Source organism: Comamonas denitrificans, from assembly GCF_017368815.1.
Lineage (GTDB): Bacteria > Pseudomonadota > Gammaproteobacteria > Burkholderiales > Burkholderiaceae_C > Comamonas > Comamonas denitrificans.
The window spans coordinates 13,129-31,109 of sequence record NZ_JAFNME010000006.1 but is presented as its reverse complement, the minus strand read 5'-3'; the positions used below and the strand labels follow the sequence as shown (position 1 = coordinate 31,109).

The window sequence follows — 17,981 nt, the reverse complement described above, 5'->3', positions numbered from 1 at the left end:
AGCCACGCTGCAATCAATGCTGCAAGATTTTGCTTAAGAAATCCTTGGTGCGCGGCTGGCGGGCCTCGGGGTGGCCGAAGAAGTCGTCTTTCGAGCAGTCCTCCAGCATCTTGCCGCCCACGTCCATAAAGATGACGCGGCTGGCCACTTTTTTGGCAAAGCCCATTTCGTGGGTCACGCACATCATGGTCATGCCCTCATGGGCCAGGCTGACCATCACATCCAGCACTTCGCCCACCATTTCGGGGTCGAGGGCGCTGGTGGGCTCATCGAACAGCATGACGATGGGGTCCATGGACAGCGCCCGGGCAATCGCCACGCGCTGCTGCTGACCGCCCGAGAGCTGGCCGGGGAATTTGTCCCGGTGCGCCAGCAGGCCCACGCGCTCAAGGTATTTCAGGCCGTGGGCCTTGGCATCGGTGTCGTTGCGGCCCAGCACCTTCATTTGGGCGATGGTCAGGTTCTCGGTCACCGTCAGGTGCGGAAACAGCTCAAAGTGCTGAAACACCATGCCCACCTGGCTGCGCAGCTTGGGCAGGTTGGTTTTGGGGTCGTGTACGCCCACGCCATTCACCCAGATTTCGCCCTGCTGGATGGGCTCCAGCGCGTTGATGGTTTTGATCAAGGTCGATTTGCCCGAGCCAGACGGCCCGCAGACCACGACCACTTCGCCTTTTTCGATGTTGGTCGAGCACTCGTTCAGCACCTGAAAGCTGCCGTACCACTTGGAGACGTTTTTCATTTCAATCATAAAAATTCCTTTCGCTGTTGCGCTGTGCATGCGCCGGGCTTAGAACGTGTTCACGATCTCCTCATGGGTGTGCGGGCGCGGCTTCGGGCGGTCTGCGTCGTTGCAAATCCTCGCAATAGCCAAGCTATTGCTGTGGTTTGCGCCTCGCAACCCATCCCGAACCGCAGCCCCCACACCTTCATTCGAGATCATGAACACGTTCTTAGCGGATGATGGCAATCTTCTTGTGGATGCGTTTGACAATCCACGACAGGCCAAAGCAAATCACAAAATAAAGTACCGCCGCAGCGATATAAGCCTCGACCGGGCGGCCATAGTTTTTGCCCGCCACTTCAAAGCCCTTGAGCATGTCGTAAGCGCCAATGGCGTACACCAGCGAGGTGTCCTGGAACAGGATGATGGTTTGCGTCAGCAGCACCGGCAGCATGTTGCGAAACGCTTGCGGCAGCACCACCAAGCGCATGTTCTGCCCGTAGCTCATGCCCAGCGCCTGCCCGGCAAATACCTGGCCACGGGGCACGGACTGGATGCCCGCCCGCATGATTTCCGAGAAGTACGCCGCCTCAAAGGCCGTGAAGGTGATGATGGCCGAAATCTCTGCGCCAATCGGGCGGCCAATGAGCATGGGCACCAGCAGAAAGAACCACAAAATCACCATCACCAGCGGAATGGAGCGCATACCGTTTACGTAGATGGTGGCGGGCACATCCAGCCACTTTTTCCCGGACAAGCGCATCAGCGCCAGCAGCGTGCCAAAAAACACCCCGCCCACGGTGGCAATCACTGTCAGCATCAGGCTAAAAGCCAGCCCTTTAAGGACAAAGTTGCTGATCAAGTCCCAGTTGTAAAACGACCAATCGAGAGAAAGATTCATGCTCAATGCCCCCCACCTGCCATGCTCGGCGCACTCAGACCTGGCACCCGCGAGCGTTTTTCAATCCAGGCCATGATGCGGTTGATGGCAAAGGCCGAAATGACGTACAGGCCCGTCACTGCCAGGTACACCTCGACCCCGCGCCCGGTTTCTTCCTGCACCTGCATGGCGTACATGGTCAGCTCGGCCACCGAGACGGCAAAGGCCACGGAAGAGTTTTTGAAAATATTCATCGTCTCGCTGGTCAGCGGCGGAATGATGATGCGCAGCGCATTGGGCAGCAGCACATAGCGGTACACCTGCCAAGTGGTAAAACCCATGGCCATGGCCGCATGGCGCTGGCCGCGTGGCAGCGCCTCGATCCCTGAGCGCACCTGCTCAGCAATGCGCGCCGAGGTGAAAAACCCCAGGGCCAGCACCACCAACACAAAGCCGGAGACCGATTTGAGCGCCGGGAAAATCGCCGGAATCACGTGGTACCACAGAAAAATCTGCACCAGCAGCGGAATATTGCGAAAAAACTCCACCCACGCATTGCCAAAGCGCACCGCCCACTTGTTATTAGGCAGGGTGCGCAGCACGCCAATAATCATGCCGCTGGCCAACGCCAGCAGCAGGGCCAATACCGACACCGACACCGTCCAGCCCCAGGCAGACAGCATCCAGTCAAGGTAAGTGATGTCACCATTCTTACCAAAACATCCGGGCACCGGGCTGCGGTCCAGGGTGTCTTCACAAAACACTTGCCAATCCCATGCCATAGGGGGCACCTCCTCTTAAAGCAGAGCGATCACCAACAATGAAACACCAACAAAAACGCCCCGCCCGCGCAAAGCGGGCAGGGGCGTGATCGGCCAACTCAGTAATTACTTGTTGTAATCTTCCTTGGGCTTGTTGTTGGGGTTGGCCCAGGCATTTTTGGTGGCATCCGACAGGGGCAGGCCCACAGCCACGTTGGCAGGCGGGATCGGCTGGATGAACCACTTATCCCACAGCTTGGCCAAGGTGCCATCGTTGGCTTGGCGGGCGATGGAGTCGTTCACGGCTTTCAGGAACGCTGGGTCGTTCTTGCGCACCATGCAGGCGATGGGTTCGGTGGACAGGGGCTCGCCCACAATCACGAAATCCTTGGCGTTTTTGGATTTAGAGATGTTGCCCGCCAAGATGGAGCCATCCATCACAAAGGCATCGGCCCGGCCGGTTTCCAGCAGCAAGAAGCTGTCGGCATGGTCTTTGCCCAAGATGTTTTTAAAGTCGATGTTGCCGCCGCGCTTGCTTTGGCGCAGCAGTTGCACCGAAGTGGTGCCGGTGGTGGTGGCCACGGTCTTGCCGTTGAGGTCTTCCACCTCTTTGATGTTGGAGTCTTTGCGCACTGCAATGCGCACCTGCTCCACATAGGTGGTGTTGGCAAAATCCACCTCTTTTTGGCGGTTCAGGTCGTTGGTGGTGGAGCCGCACTCCAAATCAACAGTACCGTTGGTGACCAGCGGAATGCGGTTTTGCGAGGTCACTGGCTGGTATTTAATGTCCAGCTTGGCCAAGCCCAGATTTTTTTGCATATCGCGGGCAATGTTTTCGGCCATTTCCGTGTGGAAACCCACAAACTTGCCGTCGCCCAGGGTGTAGCCCAAAGCGCCGGACGATTCCCGCACGCCCAAAGTAATGGCACCCGAAGATTTGACTTTGGCCAGGGTGTCGCCCGCCTGGGCCATGGCGCTGGTGGCGGCCAATGCGGTTACCGCCAGTGCTAGCAAATGTTTTTTCATAGGGGGGTCTCCTTGCTGTTGCCAGCGTGATACGAAAGCGTGTGCAAATTGTGCATTCAAAAAATGGCACGCAAAAGAATAAGCACCCCATCGTAAAGGACGCAGGCCGCCCGACTATTGGTGGTTTCCTCCGGAAAAACCCTTAAACCTGCATTTTTTTTGTTTATCCGGCCAAAGGCAAGCCTGCCGCCTGCTCTTGCAAGAAATGCCACAGGGCGTGCACAACCCGGTTTTCTTTGTTGCTGTGATTGGGATTGGGTTTTTCGCGGTAGCCCAGCAAATTCATCGGCAGTGAAAATTGCGGGCCGCCAGGCAAGGCGGCATTCACCAAGCGGCCATTTTGCAGCTCATCGCGCACCGCGCTAAAGGGCAAAAAGGCCACCCCCAAGCCCTCCAGCGCCATGGCTTTCAAGCCTTCGGCCATGTCGGTTTCATAGGCCCGCTCTAAGTGCACAGGCACACCGGCCTCTTTCAAAATCAGCTCCGTCAAGCGGCCCAGGTAAGCACCGGGGCCATAGGCCAAAAACGGCAAGGGGCGCTCACTGCTACCGGGCAGTGGAAACAGCGGCTGGCCCAGGTTATCCGGTTTGCAATACGGGGCCAGCAGTTCTTGCCCCAGATTGACCATTTCGTAGCGCGAAGCATCCAGCTCCAGCGGTTGCGAGCTGTGGTGGTACACGATGAGCAGATCACAACCGCCCTCCACCAAGCGCATCACCGCATCGTGGACGTTCAGCGCAATCAGGCGGCTTTTGAACGGCCCGAAGCTGGCCTGCACCTGCGCCACCCAGCGCGGAAAAAAGGTAAAAGCCAGCGTATGCGGCACGGCAAAGCCCACCATGCTGGCATCCGAGCTGGCGTGCGCCCGCAGCATCGAGCGCGTGCTTTGCAGCGCTTGCAGCATCTCCAGCGCCTGGTCGTACATGGTCTTGCCTGCCGGGGTCAGGCGTGTGGGGTAGGAGCTGCGATCGACCAGATCGGCCCCGGCCCAGGCCTCCAGCGCCTGGATGCGGCGCGAGAAAGCCGGTTGCGTAACGTGACGCAGCTGGGCGGAGCGGCTAAAGCTGCGCGTCTCGGCCAAGCTGACAAAATCTTCAAGCCATTTGGTTTCCATCGTGCAATTATCGCGCTGCCTTCGTGTTTGGCGGGTGCTGGCTTTGCAGTTCGTCAGGGGTGAAGTTCGCAATAATGCGCCGCTATGACCGATTTCCCGCCCACTGCCAATCCTGCCCCCCCGCCCACGGCCAAAGCCTTGGCCTTAGAAGATTGGTTGGTCGTGCTCATCATGGCCGCCCTGGCCTTGATCACCTTTGCCAATGTGCTGCTGCGCTACTTCACCGATACCTCGTTTGCCTGGACCGAAGAAATCTCCATCTTTTTAATGATCGTGCTGGCCATGGTCGGCGGCAGCTCGGCCGTGGCGCGCGACCAGCACATTCGCATTGAATTTTTCAGCGGCAATGGCAGCGCCCAGCGCCGCCGCCGTTTGGCCCGGCTGGGGGCGCTGATGACGGCCCTGCTCTTTACCGTGCTGGCCGTGCTCAGCGTGCGCCTGGTCTGGGACGACTGGCGCTATGAAGAAACCTCGCCCGGCATTGGCGTGCCGCAGTGGTGGTATTCGATGTGGCTGCCCATTTGCTCGGTGGCCATTGCCTTGCGTGCCTTGGGTTTGTTTGTGCGCCAAGGCCATCCAGCGGCCTTTGCCCCTGAAATGATCGAAGACGCTGGCATGGCCGAAAACACCGCCAGCGCCAGCGCCAGCGCCACAACCACCCCAGCACAAACAGCACAGGCGGATCAGCCATGATTGCCAGCCTGCTGTTTATTGTTTTCTTGACCATGATGATGGCCGGGGTGCCCATTGGGGCCGCCCTGGGGCTGGCGGGGGCGGCCTGCATCGCCCTGGCCAATGCCGACAGCCAATGGTTTGGCCTGTTGGCCGTGCCGCAAAACTTTTACGCCGGACTGGGCAAATACCCGCTGCTGGCCATTCCAATGTTTGTGCTGGTGGGCTCAATTTTTGACCGCTCTGGCGTGGCGGCGCGGTTGGTGAATTTTGCCGTCGCCATCGTTGGGCGCGGCCCCGGCATGCTGCCGCTGGTGGCCATTGGCGTGGCCATGTTCATGGGCGGCATCTCCGGCTCGGGCCCGGCCACTGCCGCAGCGGTGGGTGGGGTGATGATTGCTGCCATGCACCGCGCCGGGTACCCCGCCGGCTTCTCCGCCAGCGTGGTGGCCGGGGCAGCGGCGACCGATATTTTGATTCCGCCCTCGGTGGCTTTTATTGTGTATTCGGTGTTGGTGCCCGGCGCTTCGGTGCCCGCACTGTTTGCCGCAGGCCTGTTTCCTGGGGTGCTGGCCGGGCTGGCGCTGATTATTCCTGCCGTCTGGCTGGCCCGCCGCCACGGCATGGGCCAACTTGAAGCCAGCTTGCCACGCCCGCCGTTCTGGAAAAGCTTGCGCGAAGCCGCCTGGGGGCTGGCCGCGCCGGTGCTGATTTTGGGCGGCATGCGCATGGGCTGGTTCACACCCACCGAGGCCGCCGTGGTGGCCGTGTTCTACGGCCTGTTTGTCGGCATGGTCGTGCACCGCAGCATTGGCGTGCGCGATTTGTTTGACATCCTGCGCGAAGCGGGCGAGTTGTCGGCGGTGATTTTGATCGTGGTCTCGCTGGCGGGCATCTTCGCCTTCTCGCTGTCCACTCTGGGGGTGATTGACCCGATCACCCAAGCCATCGTGAACTCCGGCCTTGGCTCCACGGGCATTTTGCTGTTGGTGCTGGCCCTGCTGCTGGTGCTGGGCATGTTTTTGGACGGCATCTCCATCCTGCTGATTTTTGTGCCCCTGCTGTACCCGCTGATGGTGCATTACCAATGGGACGTGGTGTGGTTTGGCGTGCTGACGGTGCTGACGGTGGCCATTGGCCAATTCACCCCTCCGATGGCCGTGAACCTGATGGTGGCCAGCAAGATCGCCCAAGTGCGCATGGAAGCCACCACCCGCTGGGTGCTGTGGCTGGTGCTGGCCATGACCGTGGCCATGCTCATGGTGTTGCAGTGGCCGCAGATTGCGCTGTGGCTGCCACACAAGCTGGGGTATTGACCACCCCGTGTTCGTAAAACGATAGGAGACATCTCATGAAACTGCAAAAACCTTCTTTGCGCACCCTGCTGACCGCCACGGCGGCCGCAGCCACCTTGCTGGCCGTGGGCCTGCCCACCGCCGCCCAGACGCAGGCCAAGTACAAGGACGAATACCGCATGTCGCTGGTGCTGGGCATCGCCTTCCCCTGGGGACAAGGCGGCCAGCTGTGGGCCGATAAGGTGCGCGAGCGCACCAACGGGCGCATCAATATCAAGCTCTACCCCGGCACCTCGCTGGTGCAGGGCGACCAAACGCGCGAGTTCAGCGCCATCCGCCAGGGCGTGATCGACATGGCGGTGGGCTCAACCATCAACTGGTCGCCCCAGGTCAAAGCGCTGAACCTGTTCTCGCTGCCCTTCTTGTTCCCCGACTTTGCTGCCGTCGATGCCGTCACCCAGGGCGCACCGGGCCAAGAGATTTTCAAAATTCTGGACAAAGCCGGCGTGCAGCCCCTGGCCTGGGGCGAAAACGGCTACCGCGAAATCAGCAACTCCAAACACGCCATCACCCAACCGGCCGATTTGAAAGGCCTGAAGCTGCGCGTGGTCGGCTCCCCGCTGTTCCTGGACACCTTCACCGCCCTGGGGGCCAACCCCACCCAAATGAGCTGGGCCGATGCCCAGCCCGCCATGGCCAGCAAAGCGGTGGATGGGCAAGAAAACCCCCTGTCCGTCTTCCAGGCCGCCAAACTGCAATCGGTGGGCCAAAAACACGTCACCCTGTGGGGCTACATGAACGACCCGCTGATTTTTGTGGTGAACAAAGACGTGTGGGCCAGCTGGACCCCCGAAGACCGCGAGATCGTGCGCCAGGCCGCCATTGATGCGGGCCGCGAAGAAATCGCCATTGCCCGCAAAGGCTTGGTCGAAGCCGGCAAACCTTTGGTCAAAGAGCTGGAGGCCCTGGGCGTGACCGTCACCGACCTGAACGCCGAGCAGCGCAAAGCCTTTGCCGATGCCACCAAGGCCGTTTACACCAAGTGGAAACCGCAAATTGGCACCAACCTGGTCGATATGGCCGAAAAGGCGATTGCCGCTCGCAAATAAAGAGCTGTTTACGCTCAATTTAAAAAGGGATTCAGGCATATATTTACCTGAATCCCTTTATTTATAAGCGGCAAGCGCTTTGCTATTTTTCAATCGTGGGCTCGCCCCCTGGGGTCAGCAGCCACTGGCCCGAGCCCATGGCCAGCACCAAAGCAACGTAAGTCACCAGCTTGCCATCGCTGCCCGTCAGCACCAAGCCCGCCCCCAGCACACTGCAGCCCAGCACAAAATTCAGGCCCACACCCGTCCACCACGGCAAACGCCGAGGTATGCGCAGCAACCACGCCCCCAGGCCCAAGGCCAGGGCCAAAAAGGCCGCCGGGGCGAAAAAGTTCAGCAAGTGCCAAAAAAAGACGATGAAATCCATGTTCAACATGACCCAGATCAAGTGTTTCCCCTCGGGCTAACCCTGGGCCGGTAACTAATTTTATAATCGCGCCCTATGGCAGTTTGGGCATTAGGCATCAACCACAACACGGCACCGCTCGATTTGCGCGGCCGTTTTGCGTTTGCACTCGATCAAATCGCCCCTACGTTGCAGGGGCTGCGCAGCGCATTGACCAGCGCCACCCACCACCCGCAGGTAGAAACTGCCATCCTCTCCACCTGCAACCGCACCGAAATTTACTGCGCCGCCAACGCCCCCGCGCTGGACCACACCCTGGGCTGGCTGGCCCAGTCCGGCGGTGTCAGCCCCGAGGTGCTGCGCTCGCACTCCTACTTGCTGGAAGACGGTGGCGTGGCCCGCCATGCCTTTCGCGTGGCATCGGGCCTCGACTCCATGGTGCTGGGAGAGGCGCAAATTTTGGGCCAGCTGAAAAACGCCGTGCGCGCGGCCGAAGATGCCGGGGCGCTGGGCAGCACCTTGCACCAGCTGTTCCAGCGCAGCTTTGCGGTGGCCAAAGAGGTGCGCAGCAGCACAGAAATCGGTGCGCACAGCATCAGCATGGCCGCCGCTGCCGTGCGCTTGGCCAGCCAGCTGTTTGAGGATTTGACGCAAATTCGCATCCTGTTCGTCGGCGCGGGCGAGATGATTGAGCTGGTCTCGACCCACTTTGCCGCCCGCCATCCCAAGCAGATGACGATTGCCAACCGCACGGCCGAACGCGGCGAAAAACTGGCCGCCCAGTTTGGTGCCAGCACCATGCCGCTGGCCGAGCTGCCCGAGCACCTGCACGAATACGATGCGGTGATCAGCTGCACCGCATCCACCCTGCCCATCATCGGCCTGGGCGCGGTTGAACGGGCCTTAAAAAAGCGCAAACACCGCCCCATCTTCATGGTCGATCTGGCCGTGCCGCGCGACATCGAATCCGAGGTCAAAGACCTGCGCGACGTGTACCTCTACACCGTCGATGATCTGGCCAGCGTGGTGCGCACCGGCCAGGCCCAGCGCCAGGCGGCCGTCGAGCAGGCCGAAGTCATCATCGACCACGGCGTGCAAAGCTTTTTGCACTGGCTAGAACAACGCAATCCGCAAGGTGGCGCGGTGCCGCTCATCCAGCAGCTCAACCAGCAAACCGATGCCTGGCGGGCCCAAGAAATCGCCCGCGCTAAAAAGCTGCTGGCCAAGGGCGAGGATGTGGACACCGTGCTGGAAGCCCTCTCGCGCGGCCTGACGCAAAAAATGCTGCACGGCAGCATGACCGCCTTGCGCCAGGGCAGCGAAGCCGAGCGCGAGCAAGCCGCCGCCACCGTGCAGCGCCTGTTCCTGCGCGGGCGCACGGCCCAGGGTTCGCAGCGTTAGCGCTGCCCTTGCTTTCGTAGCTGCTGGCGCTTGTCCTGATTGATTTTTAAGGATAAAACACCTGAAAACCTTGTATTGCAAGCGCTAACAGCTATTTATTCAATAGCTTTCTGCCTCTTTAGCCCTTCTTATGCAAGATTTTCTGCGCCGCCAGCTGGAGCGCTACACCCAGCGCCTGCACGAACTGGACTTTCTCCTCTCGCGCGAAGACATCATGGGCGACATGCAGCAGTACCGCCGCATCTCGCGCGAACACGCCGACGTGACGCAAATCGCCGGCCGCTACGCCCGCTACCAGCAATGCGAGGCTGACCGCGCCACCGCGCACGAGCTGCTCGCTGACCCCGATATGGCCGAGATGGCCCAGGAAGAAATCGCCAGCGCCGATCAAGAGCTGCAGCAGCTGAAAGACGAATTGCAGCGCCTGCTGCTGCCCAAAGACCCGGATGACGAACGCAACGCCTTCATGGAAATCCGCGCTGGCACCGGCGGCGATGAGTCGGCCCTGTTTGCCGGCGACCTCACGCGCATGTACACCCGCTACGCCGCCGAGCAAGGCTGGCGCGTGGAGATCATGAGTGCCAATGAAAACGAGATTGGCGGCTTCAAAGAAGTGGTGCTGCGCATCGAGGGCGAGAACGTCTATGGCCGCCTGCGCTTTGAATCGGGCGGCCACCGCGTGCAGCGCGTGCCCGAAACCGAGACCCAGGGCCGCATCCACACCAGCGCCTGCACGGTGGCCGTCATGCCCGAGCCGGACGAAGCCCAGGCCATCACCCTGAACCTGGCCGACCTGCGCATCGACACCTTCCGCGCCAGCGGGGCCGGGGGCCAGCACATCAACAAAACGGACTCGGCCGTGCGCGTCGTCCACCTGCCCACCGGCATCGTTGCCGAGTGCCAGGACGGGCGCAGCCAGCACAGCAACAAGGCCAAGGCGCTGCAGGTGCTGCAAGCGCGGATTCAAGAAAAAGAGCGCAAAGAGCGCGAAGCCAAAGAAGCGGCCCTGCGCAAGGGCTTGGTGGGCAGCGGCGACCGCAGCGACCGCATCCGCACCTACAACTTTCCACAAGGGCGGCTGACCGACCACCGCATCAACCTCACTTTGTACAAGTTGCTGAACATCATGGAAGGCGATTTGGGCGAAGTGCTCGATGCCCTGCAAGCCGCCCGCGAGGCCGAGTTGCTCGAAGAGCTGGCGATCAATGCCTAAACCCGCCCTGTTCACCACTGCGCCCATTAGTGCGCCCATTGATGCGCTCACCCTCGCCCAAGCACTGCGCCAGGCCCAGCAGGCCGGGCTGGAGCGCATCGACGCGCAGCTGCTGCTGCTGCACCTGCTGGGGCACAACAGCCGCGCCTGGCTGCTCACGCACGACGATCAGCTGCTCACCCCCGCGCAAGCGCAACAGTACGCCGCCCTGTGCGCCCAGCGCCTGGATGCGGTGCCGGTGGCTTACCTGACGGGCTGCAAAGAATTTTTCGGCTTGCCGCTGCAGGTGGATGCGCGCGTGCTTGATCCGCGCCCGGATACAGAAATTTTGGTCGAATGGGCGCTGGAGCACATGCCCCCCCATACCCCCTGCCGTGTGGCCGATTTGGGCACCGGCAGCGGGGCCATTGCCTTGGCGCTGCAACACCAGCGCCCGCAGGCCAGCGTCACGGCCGTGGATGTCAGCGCCGATGCGCTGGCCGTGGCCCAGGCCAATGCCCAGCGGCTGCAGCTGCCGGTGCGCTTCATCCAGGGCGCATGGCTGAGCCGCGTCGATGGGGTGTTCGACCTCATCGTGAGCAATCCGCCCTATATCCGCCAGGACGATCCGCACATGGCGGCCCTGCGCCACGAACCCCGCCAAGCGCTGACCAGTGGCGCGGACGGACTGGACGATATCCGCGCCATCGCCGCCCAGGCCCCGGCACATTTGCACCCAGGCGGCTGGCTGCTGCTGGAGCACGGCTGGGACCAGGCCGAGGCGGTGCAAACCCTCTTGCGCCAGACCGGTTTTGCGCACGTCTGCAGCCGCCAAGATCTGGCCGGGCAGTGGCGTTGTACCGGAGGGCAGTGGCTAAATCAAAATTGAAAATCCATCTTTCTCCCTGCACCCCCCTAGTCCACCCAGACAATGAAATAATCCCCCGCTGTTGCGCCTTTGGAGCGCAGCGTCTTTTTAGCCCTGGAGTTACTGCATGAGCGACGTTCACCAACGCATCGACCAATTGGTCAAATCCAACAATATTTTGCTGTTCATGAAGGGCAGCGCCAGTTTTCCGCAGTGCGGCTTCTCGGGCCGTGCAGTGCAGATTTTGAAAGCCTGCGGCGTTGAGGCCAGCCAGATCGCCACCGTAAACGTGCTGGAAGATGACGAAATCCGCCAGGGCATCAAAGACTACAGCCAGTGGCCCACCATCCCCCAGCTGTATGTGAAGGGCGAATTTATTGGCGGCTCGGACATCATGATGGAGATGTACGAATCGGGCGAGCTGAAAAAGCTGCTGGCCGCCTAAAGGGGCCAGCACAGCGCGCAGTGTGGGCCTGGGGGTAAATATCCCAGCGGCCACAGAAACAAGCGCTTATGATGAACCGCCCATTTTTGGGCGGTTTTTTCGTTTTTGACCGCAGGGCAGCGGCACAAAAAATCTTGCACGCCCGCATGCGCAGGAGGCATGCATTTTGGCAACCTTGGGCATGTTGCCAGCCACCCATTGACTTATGACTTTGACCCAAAGCCTTCTTACCATCGCCTTGCTGATTGCCACCAGCGCTTTTTTCTCTATGTCCGAAATTGCCCTTGCGGCCTCGCGGCGGGTGCGCCTGCGGCAGATGCTGGAGGACGGCGACAAGCGCGCAGAAGGGGTGATGCACATTCAAAGCCAGCCGGGGGAATATTTCACCGTCACCCAAATTGGCTTGAATGCGGTGGCCATTTTGGGCGGTGTGGTCGGCGAAGGGGCGCTATCGCCCTACCTGACCGAGGTGGTTGCGCTGTGGCTGCCGCAGCGGCCTGCGCAAACCACGGGGTTTTTGCTGTCGTTTGTGGCGGTGACTTCGCTGTTTATTTTGTTTGCCGATCTGCTGCCCAAGCGGGTGAGCATGGCCAAGCCCGAAGCCCTGGCCGTGCGCCTGCTGCAGCCCATGCTGTGGTGCATGTTGATCTTAAAACCGCTGGTGTGGCTGTTTGACTGGCTGGCCAACGCGGTGGTCAAAATTTTCCGCCTGCCCGCCGTGCGCGATGAGCGCATCACCAGCGACGATATCTTGGCCATGACCAAGGATGGCACCCGCGCCGGGGTGCTGGCGCTGCGGGCGCAGCAGGTGATTGCCAATGTGATGGACATGAACTCGCGCACCGTGCCCTCGGCCATGACGCAGCGCGACCGCATCGCCTATTTTTTGCGCGATGACCCCGACCACATCATCCGCGCCCGCATTGCCGAAGAGCCCTATTCCACCTACCCGGTGTGCGATGGCGACATTGACCATGTGATTGGCTACGTGGATGCCAAAGACCTGTTCCAGCGGGCGCTGAACAACCAGCCGCTGTCGCTCAAAGACGGCAGCCTGATTCGCCGCGTGCTGATCGTGCCGGACAAGCTCACCCTGGCCGAAGTGCTCGACCAGTTCCAGCAGGTGCGCGAAGACTTTGCCGTGATCTTGAACGAATACAGCCTGGTGGTGGGCGTGGTCACCTTGAACGATGTGATGAGCACGGTGATGGGCGATCTGGTCAGCCCCGATGCCGATGAAGAGCAAATCGTGCGCCGCGATGCCAACTCGTGGCTGATTGACGGCATCACGCCGATTGACGATGTGCTGCACGCCCTGCAGCTCGACGAGCTGCCGCACGATGAGGAATACGCCACCTTGGCCGGCTTTCTCATGGTCATGCTGCGCCGCGTGCCCCGGCGCACCGACAGCGTGGACTGGGGCGGCTACAAGTTTGAGGTGATCGACGTGGACAGCTACCGCATCGACCAGGTGCTGGTCACCCGCTTGGCCGCCGATGGCACGGCCATGCCCACCCCAGCAGAAACCGCGGCCGAATAATTACAAAAGCAATAGCTGTATCCGCTTTATTTATAAGCCTAAACGCACTAAAACAGCACTACCCAAGCCCCCCGCCCCGGCAATGGCGGCCAAGCCGGTTTGCCCCGGCTGCAATTGCGCCAGGGCCTGCACCAGGGCAATCGCCCCCGAGGCCCCAATCGGATGCCCCCGCGCCAGCCCGCCGCCGTGGCGGTTGAGTGCCGCCAGCGGCACCCCCAAAGCCTGGGCAAAGACCAGCGCTTGGGCGGCAAAGGCATCGTGCAGCTCCAGCACCTGCAGCGCTGCGGCCTGCAGGCCATGCCGTTGCAAAAGCTGCAGCGCCGCCTGCTGGGCCGCCAGCATGGGAGTTTCCGGGGCCGCGCCCACACTCACCGCCCCCAACCAGTGCGCACGCGGCTGCAGCTGCCAGCGCTGGCAGGCCGCCGGGCTGGCCAGCAGCAGCAGGGCGGCCCCATCGGCTTTGGGCGAAATGGCCACGGTGCTCAGGCTGCAATCTTGGCCAGCGGCACTGCGCCCAGGGCGCACCACGGGCATGCGCGCGGCCCGCGCCGGGGTCAGGGCGCGGGGGTAGGCATCGCGCAGCAGTGCGGCCACCGGCACCACGTCATCCCCCGGCGCAGAGGCCAGCGCCCGGGCGTGGCTGGTCACTGCCCAGGCCTCCTGCGCGGCGCGGGCCAGCGATTGCGCACCGGCAATGGTCGCTGCGGCATCCAGCATGTCCCGATCGCGCCCCGGCGGGGCAAAAGCGGGGCGCTCGTAGGTTTGCGCCACTTCTGCGGCATGGCGCGGGCGGTGCTGGCGAATGGGGGCGCGGCTCCAGGCCTCGGCCCCACCGGCAATAACGATGTCGGCCTGCCCCAGCGCCAGCAGGGCGCAGGCGTGGGTGATGGCATCCAGCCCAGCGCAGCACTGGCTATCGAGCGTCCAGGCCGCCACCCGGTCGGGCAGCCCGGCACTCAAGGCGGCCAGGCGGGCCGGGTTGCCATTGGCCCCCAGGGCATTGCCCAGAATGAGCGCATCCACCGCCTGGGCCGGCACCCCCGCACGCTGCAGCAAGTGGGTGATGAGCGGGGTGGTCAAATCCGGCACCGCGCAAGCGGCCAGCGCCCCGCCCACCGGGGCCACCGGGGTGCGCGCCCAGCCAAGAATGGGCCAGCAGGGGCTTACCGCCATGGCTGCAAGGCGGCGGGCGGCTGCCCGGCCAGCGCCTGGGCCACGGCCGCTTGCAGGGTTGCCGTATCGGTTTTGCCGCTGCGCGTTTGCGGCCAGGCCCCCTGCCAGCGCCACCAGCGGCGCGGGGTTTTAAAGGCTTCAAGCTGCGCCCGGCAGCCTGCGGCCAGGGCCGTGGCCGCAGGCAAATCCGTGCCGTGCAGCACGGCATGGATGCGCAGGCCGCGCAGTGCATCGGGCAGGCCGATCACGCTGGCCTGGGCCACACCGGGCTGGGCCAGCAGCCAGGCTTCCACCTCTTCCGGGAACAGGTTTTTACCCTGGGTGACCAGCATGCGGCTTTCGCGCCCGCACAGGTAGAGCTGGCCGGCCGCATCCAGCCAGCCCATGTCGCGCACGGTCAGCCAGCCGTCGTGCAGCTCGGCGGCCGAGCCATCCAGGGCATGCACGTAATCCATGAACAGCATGGGGCTGCGCAGCCAGATGCGGCCCACCTCGCCCACCGGCAGGCTGCGGTGGGGCGTGGGGCCGATGCGCAGCTGCACATTGCCAAAGGGCTGGCCCACGGTCTGCGGGTGGGCGCGGTCGGCCACGTCCATCCAGGTGATGTAGCTGGCCTCAGAGGCACCGTAGAACTCCGTCACCCGCGCCTGCGGCACAAGCGCTTGCAGCTGCGGCGTGTGCTCGCGCATCCAGCGGGCCCCGCTGATCAAGACCAAGCTGGGCTGGGCCAACGGGGCCCAGCCCTTGCGCTGCGCCATCTGCATCAGCAACAAAAGCTGGCTGGGCACGGCCACCAGGGTGCTGCCAGGGGCTTGCTGCAGCTGTGCCCAGGTGGTTTCTGCCGAAAATTTCTCTTGCACCCGCGCCCCGCGCCCCGTCCACAGCCCCAGCATGGCGGCAAACAAAAACAGCGAATGGCTGATGCGCCCTGGGGCCAGCACCGGGCCGGTGAGCTGCGCCCCAAAGGTATGGGCGGTGATGGCAAAGCTTTCTACCCACGAGCGGTGGTGGCGGCGAAACCCCTTGGGCTGGCCCGAGCTGCCCGAGGTAAAGCCAATGTAGAACGGCATCAGGTCTGGCGCTGCAGCCCGGTAGGGGGGCAAAGCGGCCACCGCCGCCTGCACCGATTGGGCAATGGCCGGGGGCCAGGCCGCATCGCCAATAGCCGCACAACGGCCACTGGCCAGCACGGCCAGAAACTGCACCAGTCCCTCGACCACCCCCAGGTGCAGCGGCAGCAACACGGTGGGCGCGGCCTGCTCCCCATCCCATTGCCCCCATTGCGCCGCCTGTGCCTGTACCCGCTGGTGCAGTTGGGCAAAGGTGAGCTGCTCGCACTCACTGGCCAAGGCCACCGCCTGGGGCTGCACCTGGGCCCAGTGCGCGATGCTGTCGTGTACCAAGCGCCACGCCGGTGGCACGGGCGCGGACACGGGCGCGGTGGTGGGAGGCATGGGGTGCATGGGGTGTAGACCGCTCATGCGGCTTTGCCACCCAGCGGCCAATCGGGCAGGGCCTTGGCCACGGTGTGTACCACGATGGCGCACAGCACCGCCTTGGCCAAATCGCCAGGCACAAAGGCCAAATCGAGCAGAAAGGCTTTTTCCAGCGGCATTTGCGCTATCAGCACCAGCCCGGCAATGCCCAGGGCGTGCAAAAACACCACCCCGCCCAGCACCGAGGCCACCAAGGCGCTGAGCGCCGCTTGCTTGGGTGTTTTGCTGGGCAAGCGCCCCATGAGCAGGCCAATCACGCCCGCCGCCAAGGCGTAGCCAATCAAATACCCCGCCGAGGGCAGCATGAACACGCCAATCCCCCCGCGCCCGCCTGAGAGCAGCGGCAACCCCACGGCCACGGCCAGCAAAAACAAGGCCAGCGACTGAAAGCCGCGCTTGCCGCCCAGCAAGCACCCGGCCAGCATCACCCCCAGCGACTGCAGGGTAATGGGCACGCCAAAGGGCAGGTCAATCTTGGGCACCAGGCCCAGCACCGCCATGACAGCGGCAAACAGGGCAACGGTGGACAGCGATTGGGCGCTGTTGCGCGTCAAAGTGGTCATAGCAAAACCTTCCTTTTAAAAAAACTAACCGCCCAAGCGGACAAACAACGCATCGGCCACGCGCCGCGCGGTTTGCAACATGTGCACGGCCAGCGGGGCGACCAGCCGCCAGCCGCCGCCGCGCCCGGTGCGCAGGCGGTAGGCATCGTCCAGCTTGCCCCACTGGATGAAAAAGTGCTCGGTAAAGCGCAGCATCAAGCCCAGCTGCAGCGACAGGCGCTCGGGGTCCACCCCCAGCGGGCGCAGCGGCTGCAGCAGCCATTCCAGCACCGCCACCACATCGCCGGTGCGGGTGGTCACCGTCAGCGCCACGCCCAGGCTGGAGGCGCAAAACAGCCGCAAAGCACTGGCCACGCCCACCTGCCAGGTGCCCATCCATACATGAAACCCTGCTACCAACAAAGCCGCCACCAGCACCGCCACCAGCAAGCGCCGCGCCGGTTGCGTGGCCGGCCCCAGGCTGGCCAGCACCCCGGCACACAGCGCCGCCACGGCGGCCAAAGCCCACAGCGGTTGAATAATAAAAAGAGCTATTCCCGCAATCACCAAGCCAAATAACTTGAATCCTGCCCTGAAACCGTGCAACCACGTGCGGTACTCGCTATACAAACTACCCATGCTGCGCCCATCCCTGGTCGATACCCAGGCGGCGCACATGTGCCTCGTACGCGGCGCACACCTGCTGGCCCGGCCCGTCCAGGCGCAACTGCCCCTGCTCCAGCCACAGCACGCGCGGGTAGTCGCGCACATAGTCCAGCACGTGGGTCGAGACCAGCACCTGCTGCGGGCAGGCGGCAATGTCGGCGGCCAGCCGCAACTGGCCGGGCAAATCCAGGCTGGCGTAGGGCTCGTCCAGCAGCAGCACCTCGGGCTGGGCCACCCGCATGGCCAGCCAGCACACCCATTGGCGTTGGCCTTGGCTTAAGCTGCCCACGGCCCGCTCGGCCCAGTGCGCCAGGCCGCGCTGCTGTAAAAAATCCGCCACCGCCTGGGCCGCCTGCGCCCGGCTGCTGCCGGGGTGGGCGCTGCGCCAGGACAGCTGCAGCTCTTCCTGCACGGTGGGGAAGATGATTTGGTCGTCCGGGTTCTGAAACATCAGCCCCACCCGGCGGCTGGGCGCGTGGCCACGTTCGGCACTGTGCAAAGTCTCGCCCTGGCGCACGATGCGGCCCTGCTGGGGCACATCCAGCCCGGCCAGCATGCGCAGCAAACTGGTTTTGCCCGCGCCGTTAAAGCCGATCAAGCCAATGCGCGCTTCGTGCAATTGCAGGTGCAACCCGGCAAACACCGGGGTTTGCCCCCGGCGTAAATGAATGTCCTGCAACTCCCAACCCTGCATCGTCATGAATCCGTTCCTGATGTGATGGCGGCGATTT

The 17,981-nt window shown here is 62.8% G+C and carries 19 protein-coding genes; 8 read left to right on the top strand and 11 right to left on the bottom strand.

What is annotated here, in order from left to right:
• Window positions 1–13: 13 nt before the first annotated feature.
• The 5 genes from J1777_RS04040 to J1777_RS04020 all read right to left on the bottom strand — a co-directional run bounded on the left by J1777_RS04040 (window position 14) and on the right by J1777_RS04020 (window position 4,505).
• A complete protein-coding gene (locus tag J1777_RS04040) occupies window positions 14–751 on the bottom strand; it encodes an amino acid ABC transporter ATP-binding protein (RefSeq protein WP_207574559.1) in 738 nt (245 codons plus the stop codon).
• A gap of 202 nt (window positions 752–953) precedes the next feature.
• A complete protein-coding gene (locus tag J1777_RS04035; RefSeq protein WP_207574558.1) occupies window positions 954–1,625 on the bottom strand; it encodes an amino acid ABC transporter permease in 672 nt (223 codons plus the stop codon).
• Window positions 1,626–1,627: 2 nt separating this feature from the next.
• The gene (locus J1777_RS04030) at window positions 1,628–2,386 is read right to left on the bottom strand and encodes an amino acid ABC transporter permease (RefSeq protein ID WP_207574557.1); all 759 of its coding nucleotides are present in this window, start codon (window positions 2,384–2,386) and stop codon (window positions 1,628–1,630) included.
• A gap of 105 nt (window positions 2,387–2,491) precedes the next feature.
• Entirely contained in the window at window positions 2,492–3,391 is a 900-nt protein-coding gene (locus J1777_RS04025) for an amino acid ABC transporter substrate-binding protein (protein ID WP_207574556.1), read from the bottom strand.
• Between the two features lie 163 nt (window positions 3,392–3,554).
• Window positions 3,555–4,505 carry a LysR substrate-binding domain-containing protein gene (locus J1777_RS04020; RefSeq protein WP_207574555.1) on the bottom strand — a complete coding sequence of 317 codons (951 nt, stop codon included), beginning with the start codon at window positions 4,503–4,505 and terminating at the stop codon, window positions 3,555–3,557.
• An 84-nt stretch (window positions 4,506–4,589) separates the two neighbouring features.
• On the opposite strand from J1777_RS04020, the gene J1777_RS04015 reads away from it, so the two are divergent.
• The 3 genes from J1777_RS04015 to J1777_RS04005 are packed head-to-tail and all read left to right on the top strand — an operon-like array spanning window position 4,590 to window position 7,581.
• A complete protein-coding gene (locus tag J1777_RS04015) occupies window positions 4,590–5,198 on the top strand; it encodes a TRAP transporter small permease (RefSeq protein WP_207574554.1) in 609 nt (202 codons plus the stop codon).
• Entirely contained in the window at window positions 5,195–6,493 is a 1,299-nt protein-coding gene (locus tag J1777_RS04010) for a TRAP transporter large permease (RefSeq protein ID WP_207574553.1), read from the top strand. Before J1777_RS04015 ends, J1777_RS04010 begins: the two co-directional genes overlap by 4 nt.
• A gap of 35 nt (window positions 6,494–6,528) precedes the next feature.
• Window positions 6,529–7,581 carry a DctP family TRAP transporter solute-binding subunit gene (locus tag J1777_RS04005; RefSeq protein ID WP_207574552.1) on the top strand — a complete coding sequence of 351 codons (1,053 nt, stop codon included), beginning with the start codon at window positions 6,529–6,531 and terminating at the stop codon, window positions 7,579–7,581.
• An 82-nt stretch (window positions 7,582–7,663) separates the two neighbouring features.
• Here the strand turns inward: J1777_RS04005 and J1777_RS04000 are convergent, their stop codons facing one another.
• Window positions 7,664–7,957, bottom strand: coding sequence for a hypothetical protein (locus J1777_RS04000; RefSeq protein WP_242700374.1), 294 nt, complete (start codon window positions 7,955–7,957; stop codon window positions 7,664–7,666).
• Between the two features lie 66 nt (window positions 7,958–8,023).
• Here J1777_RS04000 and hemA point away from each other — a divergent pair, with 66 nt between their 5' ends.
• The 5 genes from hemA to paeA all read left to right on the top strand — a co-directional run bounded on the left by hemA (window position 8,024) and on the right by paeA (window position 13,373).
• On the top strand, window positions 8,024–9,328 hold the full coding sequence (gene hemA, locus J1777_RS03995) for a glutamyl-tRNA reductase (protein WP_207574551.1): 1,305 nt from the start codon (window positions 8,024–8,026) through the stop codon (window positions 9,326–9,328).
• Between the two features lie 130 nt (window positions 9,329–9,458).
• A complete protein-coding gene (prfA, locus tag J1777_RS03990; RefSeq protein WP_207574550.1) occupies window positions 9,459–10,541 on the top strand; it encodes a peptide chain release factor 1 in 1,083 nt (360 codons plus the stop codon).
• Window positions 10,534–11,409, top strand: a complete 876-nt coding sequence (prmC, locus tag J1777_RS03985; protein ID WP_207574549.1) for a peptide chain release factor N(5)-glutamine methyltransferase — start codon at window positions 10,534–10,536, stop codon at window positions 11,407–11,409. The genes prfA and prmC overlap by 8 nt, the downstream gene beginning before the upstream one ends.
• A 106-nt stretch (window positions 11,410–11,515) precedes the next feature.
• A complete protein-coding gene (gene grxD, locus J1777_RS03980; protein ID WP_207574548.1) occupies window positions 11,516–11,833 on the top strand; it encodes a Grx4 family monothiol glutaredoxin in 318 nt (105 codons plus the stop codon).
• Window positions 11,834–12,038: 205 nt separating this feature from the next.
• Entirely contained in the window at window positions 12,039–13,373 is a 1,335-nt protein-coding gene (gene paeA / locus J1777_RS03975; RefSeq protein ID WP_207574547.1) for a polyamine export protein PaeA, read from the top strand.
• Between the two features lie 30 nt (window positions 13,374–13,403).
• Here the strand turns inward: paeA and J1777_RS03970 are convergent, their stop codons facing one another.
• From J1777_RS03970 to J1777_RS03950, 5 genes are read right to left on the bottom strand one after another with little or no spacing between them, the layout of a single operon-like run.
• Window positions 13,404–14,546, bottom strand: a complete 1,143-nt coding sequence (locus J1777_RS03970; RefSeq protein ID WP_207574546.1) for an acetyl-CoA C-acyltransferase — start codon at window positions 14,544–14,546, stop codon at window positions 13,404–13,406.
• Entirely contained in the window at window positions 14,537–16,027 is a 1,491-nt protein-coding gene (locus J1777_RS03965) for an AMP-binding protein (RefSeq protein ID WP_242700373.1), read from the bottom strand. The genes J1777_RS03970 and J1777_RS03965 overlap by 10 nt, the downstream gene beginning before the upstream one ends.
• Window positions 16,024–16,605: a biotin transporter BioY gene (locus tag J1777_RS03960; protein ID WP_207574545.1), complete on the bottom strand. Its 582-nt coding sequence runs from the start codon at window positions 16,603–16,605 to the stop codon at window positions 16,024–16,026. Before J1777_RS03960 ends, J1777_RS03965 begins: the two co-directional genes overlap by 4 nt.
• A gap of 24 nt (window positions 16,606–16,629) precedes the next feature.
• On the bottom strand, window positions 16,630–17,223 hold the full coding sequence (locus J1777_RS03955; RefSeq protein ID WP_207574544.1) for a CbiQ family ECF transporter T component: 594 nt from the start codon (window positions 17,221–17,223) through the stop codon (window positions 16,630–16,632).
• Window positions 17,216–17,950 carry an energy-coupling factor ABC transporter ATP-binding protein gene (locus tag J1777_RS03950; protein ID WP_207574543.1) on the bottom strand — a complete coding sequence of 245 codons (735 nt, stop codon included), beginning with the start codon at window positions 17,948–17,950 and terminating at the stop codon, window positions 17,216–17,218. The genes J1777_RS03955 and J1777_RS03950 overlap by 8 nt, the downstream gene beginning before the upstream one ends.
• Between the last annotated feature and the right edge of the window lie 31 nt (window positions 17,951–17,981).

What these genes read in the sequence shown, in the direction of transcription:
- paeA (WP_207574547.1), top strand. Translation starts at nt 12,039, where the DNA reads ATGACTTTGACCCAAAGCCTTCTTACCATCGCCTTGCTGATTGCCACC.
- hemA (WP_207574551.1), top strand. Translation starts at nt 8,024, where the DNA reads ATGGCAGTTTGGGCATTAGGCATCAACCACAACACGGCACCGCTCGAT.
- prfA (WP_207574550.1), top strand. Translation starts at nt 9,459, where the DNA reads ATGCAAGATTTTCTGCGCCGCCAGCTGGAGCGCTACACCCAGCGCCTG.
- prmC (WP_207574549.1), top strand. Translation starts at nt 10,534, where the DNA reads ATGCCTAAACCCGCCCTGTTCACCACTGCGCCCATTAGTGCGCCCATT.
- J1777_RS03950 (WP_207574543.1), bottom strand. Translation starts at nt 17,950, where the DNA reads ATGACGATGCAGGGTTGGGAGTTGCAGGACATTCATTTACGCCGGGGG.
- J1777_RS04000 (WP_242700374.1), bottom strand. Translation starts at nt 7,957, where the DNA reads ATGTTGAACATGGATTTCATCGTCTTTTTTTGGCACTTGCTGAACTTT.
- J1777_RS04010 (WP_207574553.1), top strand. Translation starts at nt 5,195, where the DNA reads ATGATTGCCAGCCTGCTGTTTATTGTTTTCTTGACCATGATGATGGCC.
- J1777_RS04020 (WP_207574555.1), bottom strand. Translation starts at nt 4,505, where the DNA reads ATGGAAACCAAATGGCTTGAAGATTTTGTCAGCTTGGCCGAGACGCGC.
- J1777_RS03970 (WP_207574546.1), bottom strand. Translation starts at nt 14,546, where the DNA reads ATGGCGGTAAGCCCCTGCTGGCCCATTCTTGGCTGGGCGCGCACCCCG.
- grxD (WP_207574548.1), top strand. Translation starts at nt 11,516, where the DNA reads ATGAGCGACGTTCACCAACGCATCGACCAATTGGTCAAATCCAACAAT.
- J1777_RS04005 (WP_207574552.1), top strand. Translation starts at nt 6,529, where the DNA reads ATGAAACTGCAAAAACCTTCTTTGCGCACCCTGCTGACCGCCACGGCG.
- J1777_RS04035 (WP_207574558.1), bottom strand. Translation starts at nt 1,625, where the DNA reads ATGAATCTTTCTCTCGATTGGTCGTTTTACAACTGGGACTTGATCAGC.
- J1777_RS03955 (WP_207574544.1), bottom strand. Translation starts at nt 17,223, where the DNA reads ATGGGTAGTTTGTATAGCGAGTACCGCACGTGGTTGCACGGTTTCAGG.
- J1777_RS03960 (WP_207574545.1), bottom strand. Translation starts at nt 16,605, where the DNA reads ATGACCACTTTGACGCGCAACAGCGCCCAATCGCTGTCCACCGTTGCC.
- J1777_RS04040 (WP_207574559.1), bottom strand. Translation starts at nt 751, where the DNA reads ATGATTGAAATGAAAAACGTCTCCAAGTGGTACGGCAGCTTTCAGGTG.
- J1777_RS04015 (WP_207574554.1), top strand. Translation starts at nt 4,590, where the DNA reads ATGACCGATTTCCCGCCCACTGCCAATCCTGCCCCCCCGCCCACGGCC.
- J1777_RS03965 (WP_242700373.1), bottom strand. Translation starts at nt 16,027, where the DNA reads ATGAGCGGTCTACACCCCATGCACCCCATGCCTCCCACCACCGCGCCC.
- J1777_RS04030 (WP_207574557.1), bottom strand. Translation starts at nt 2,386, where the DNA reads ATGGCATGGGATTGGCAAGTGTTTTGTGAAGACACCCTGGACCGCAGC.
- J1777_RS04025 (WP_207574556.1), bottom strand. Translation starts at nt 3,391, where the DNA reads ATGAAAAAACATTTGCTAGCACTGGCGGTAACCGCATTGGCCGCCACC.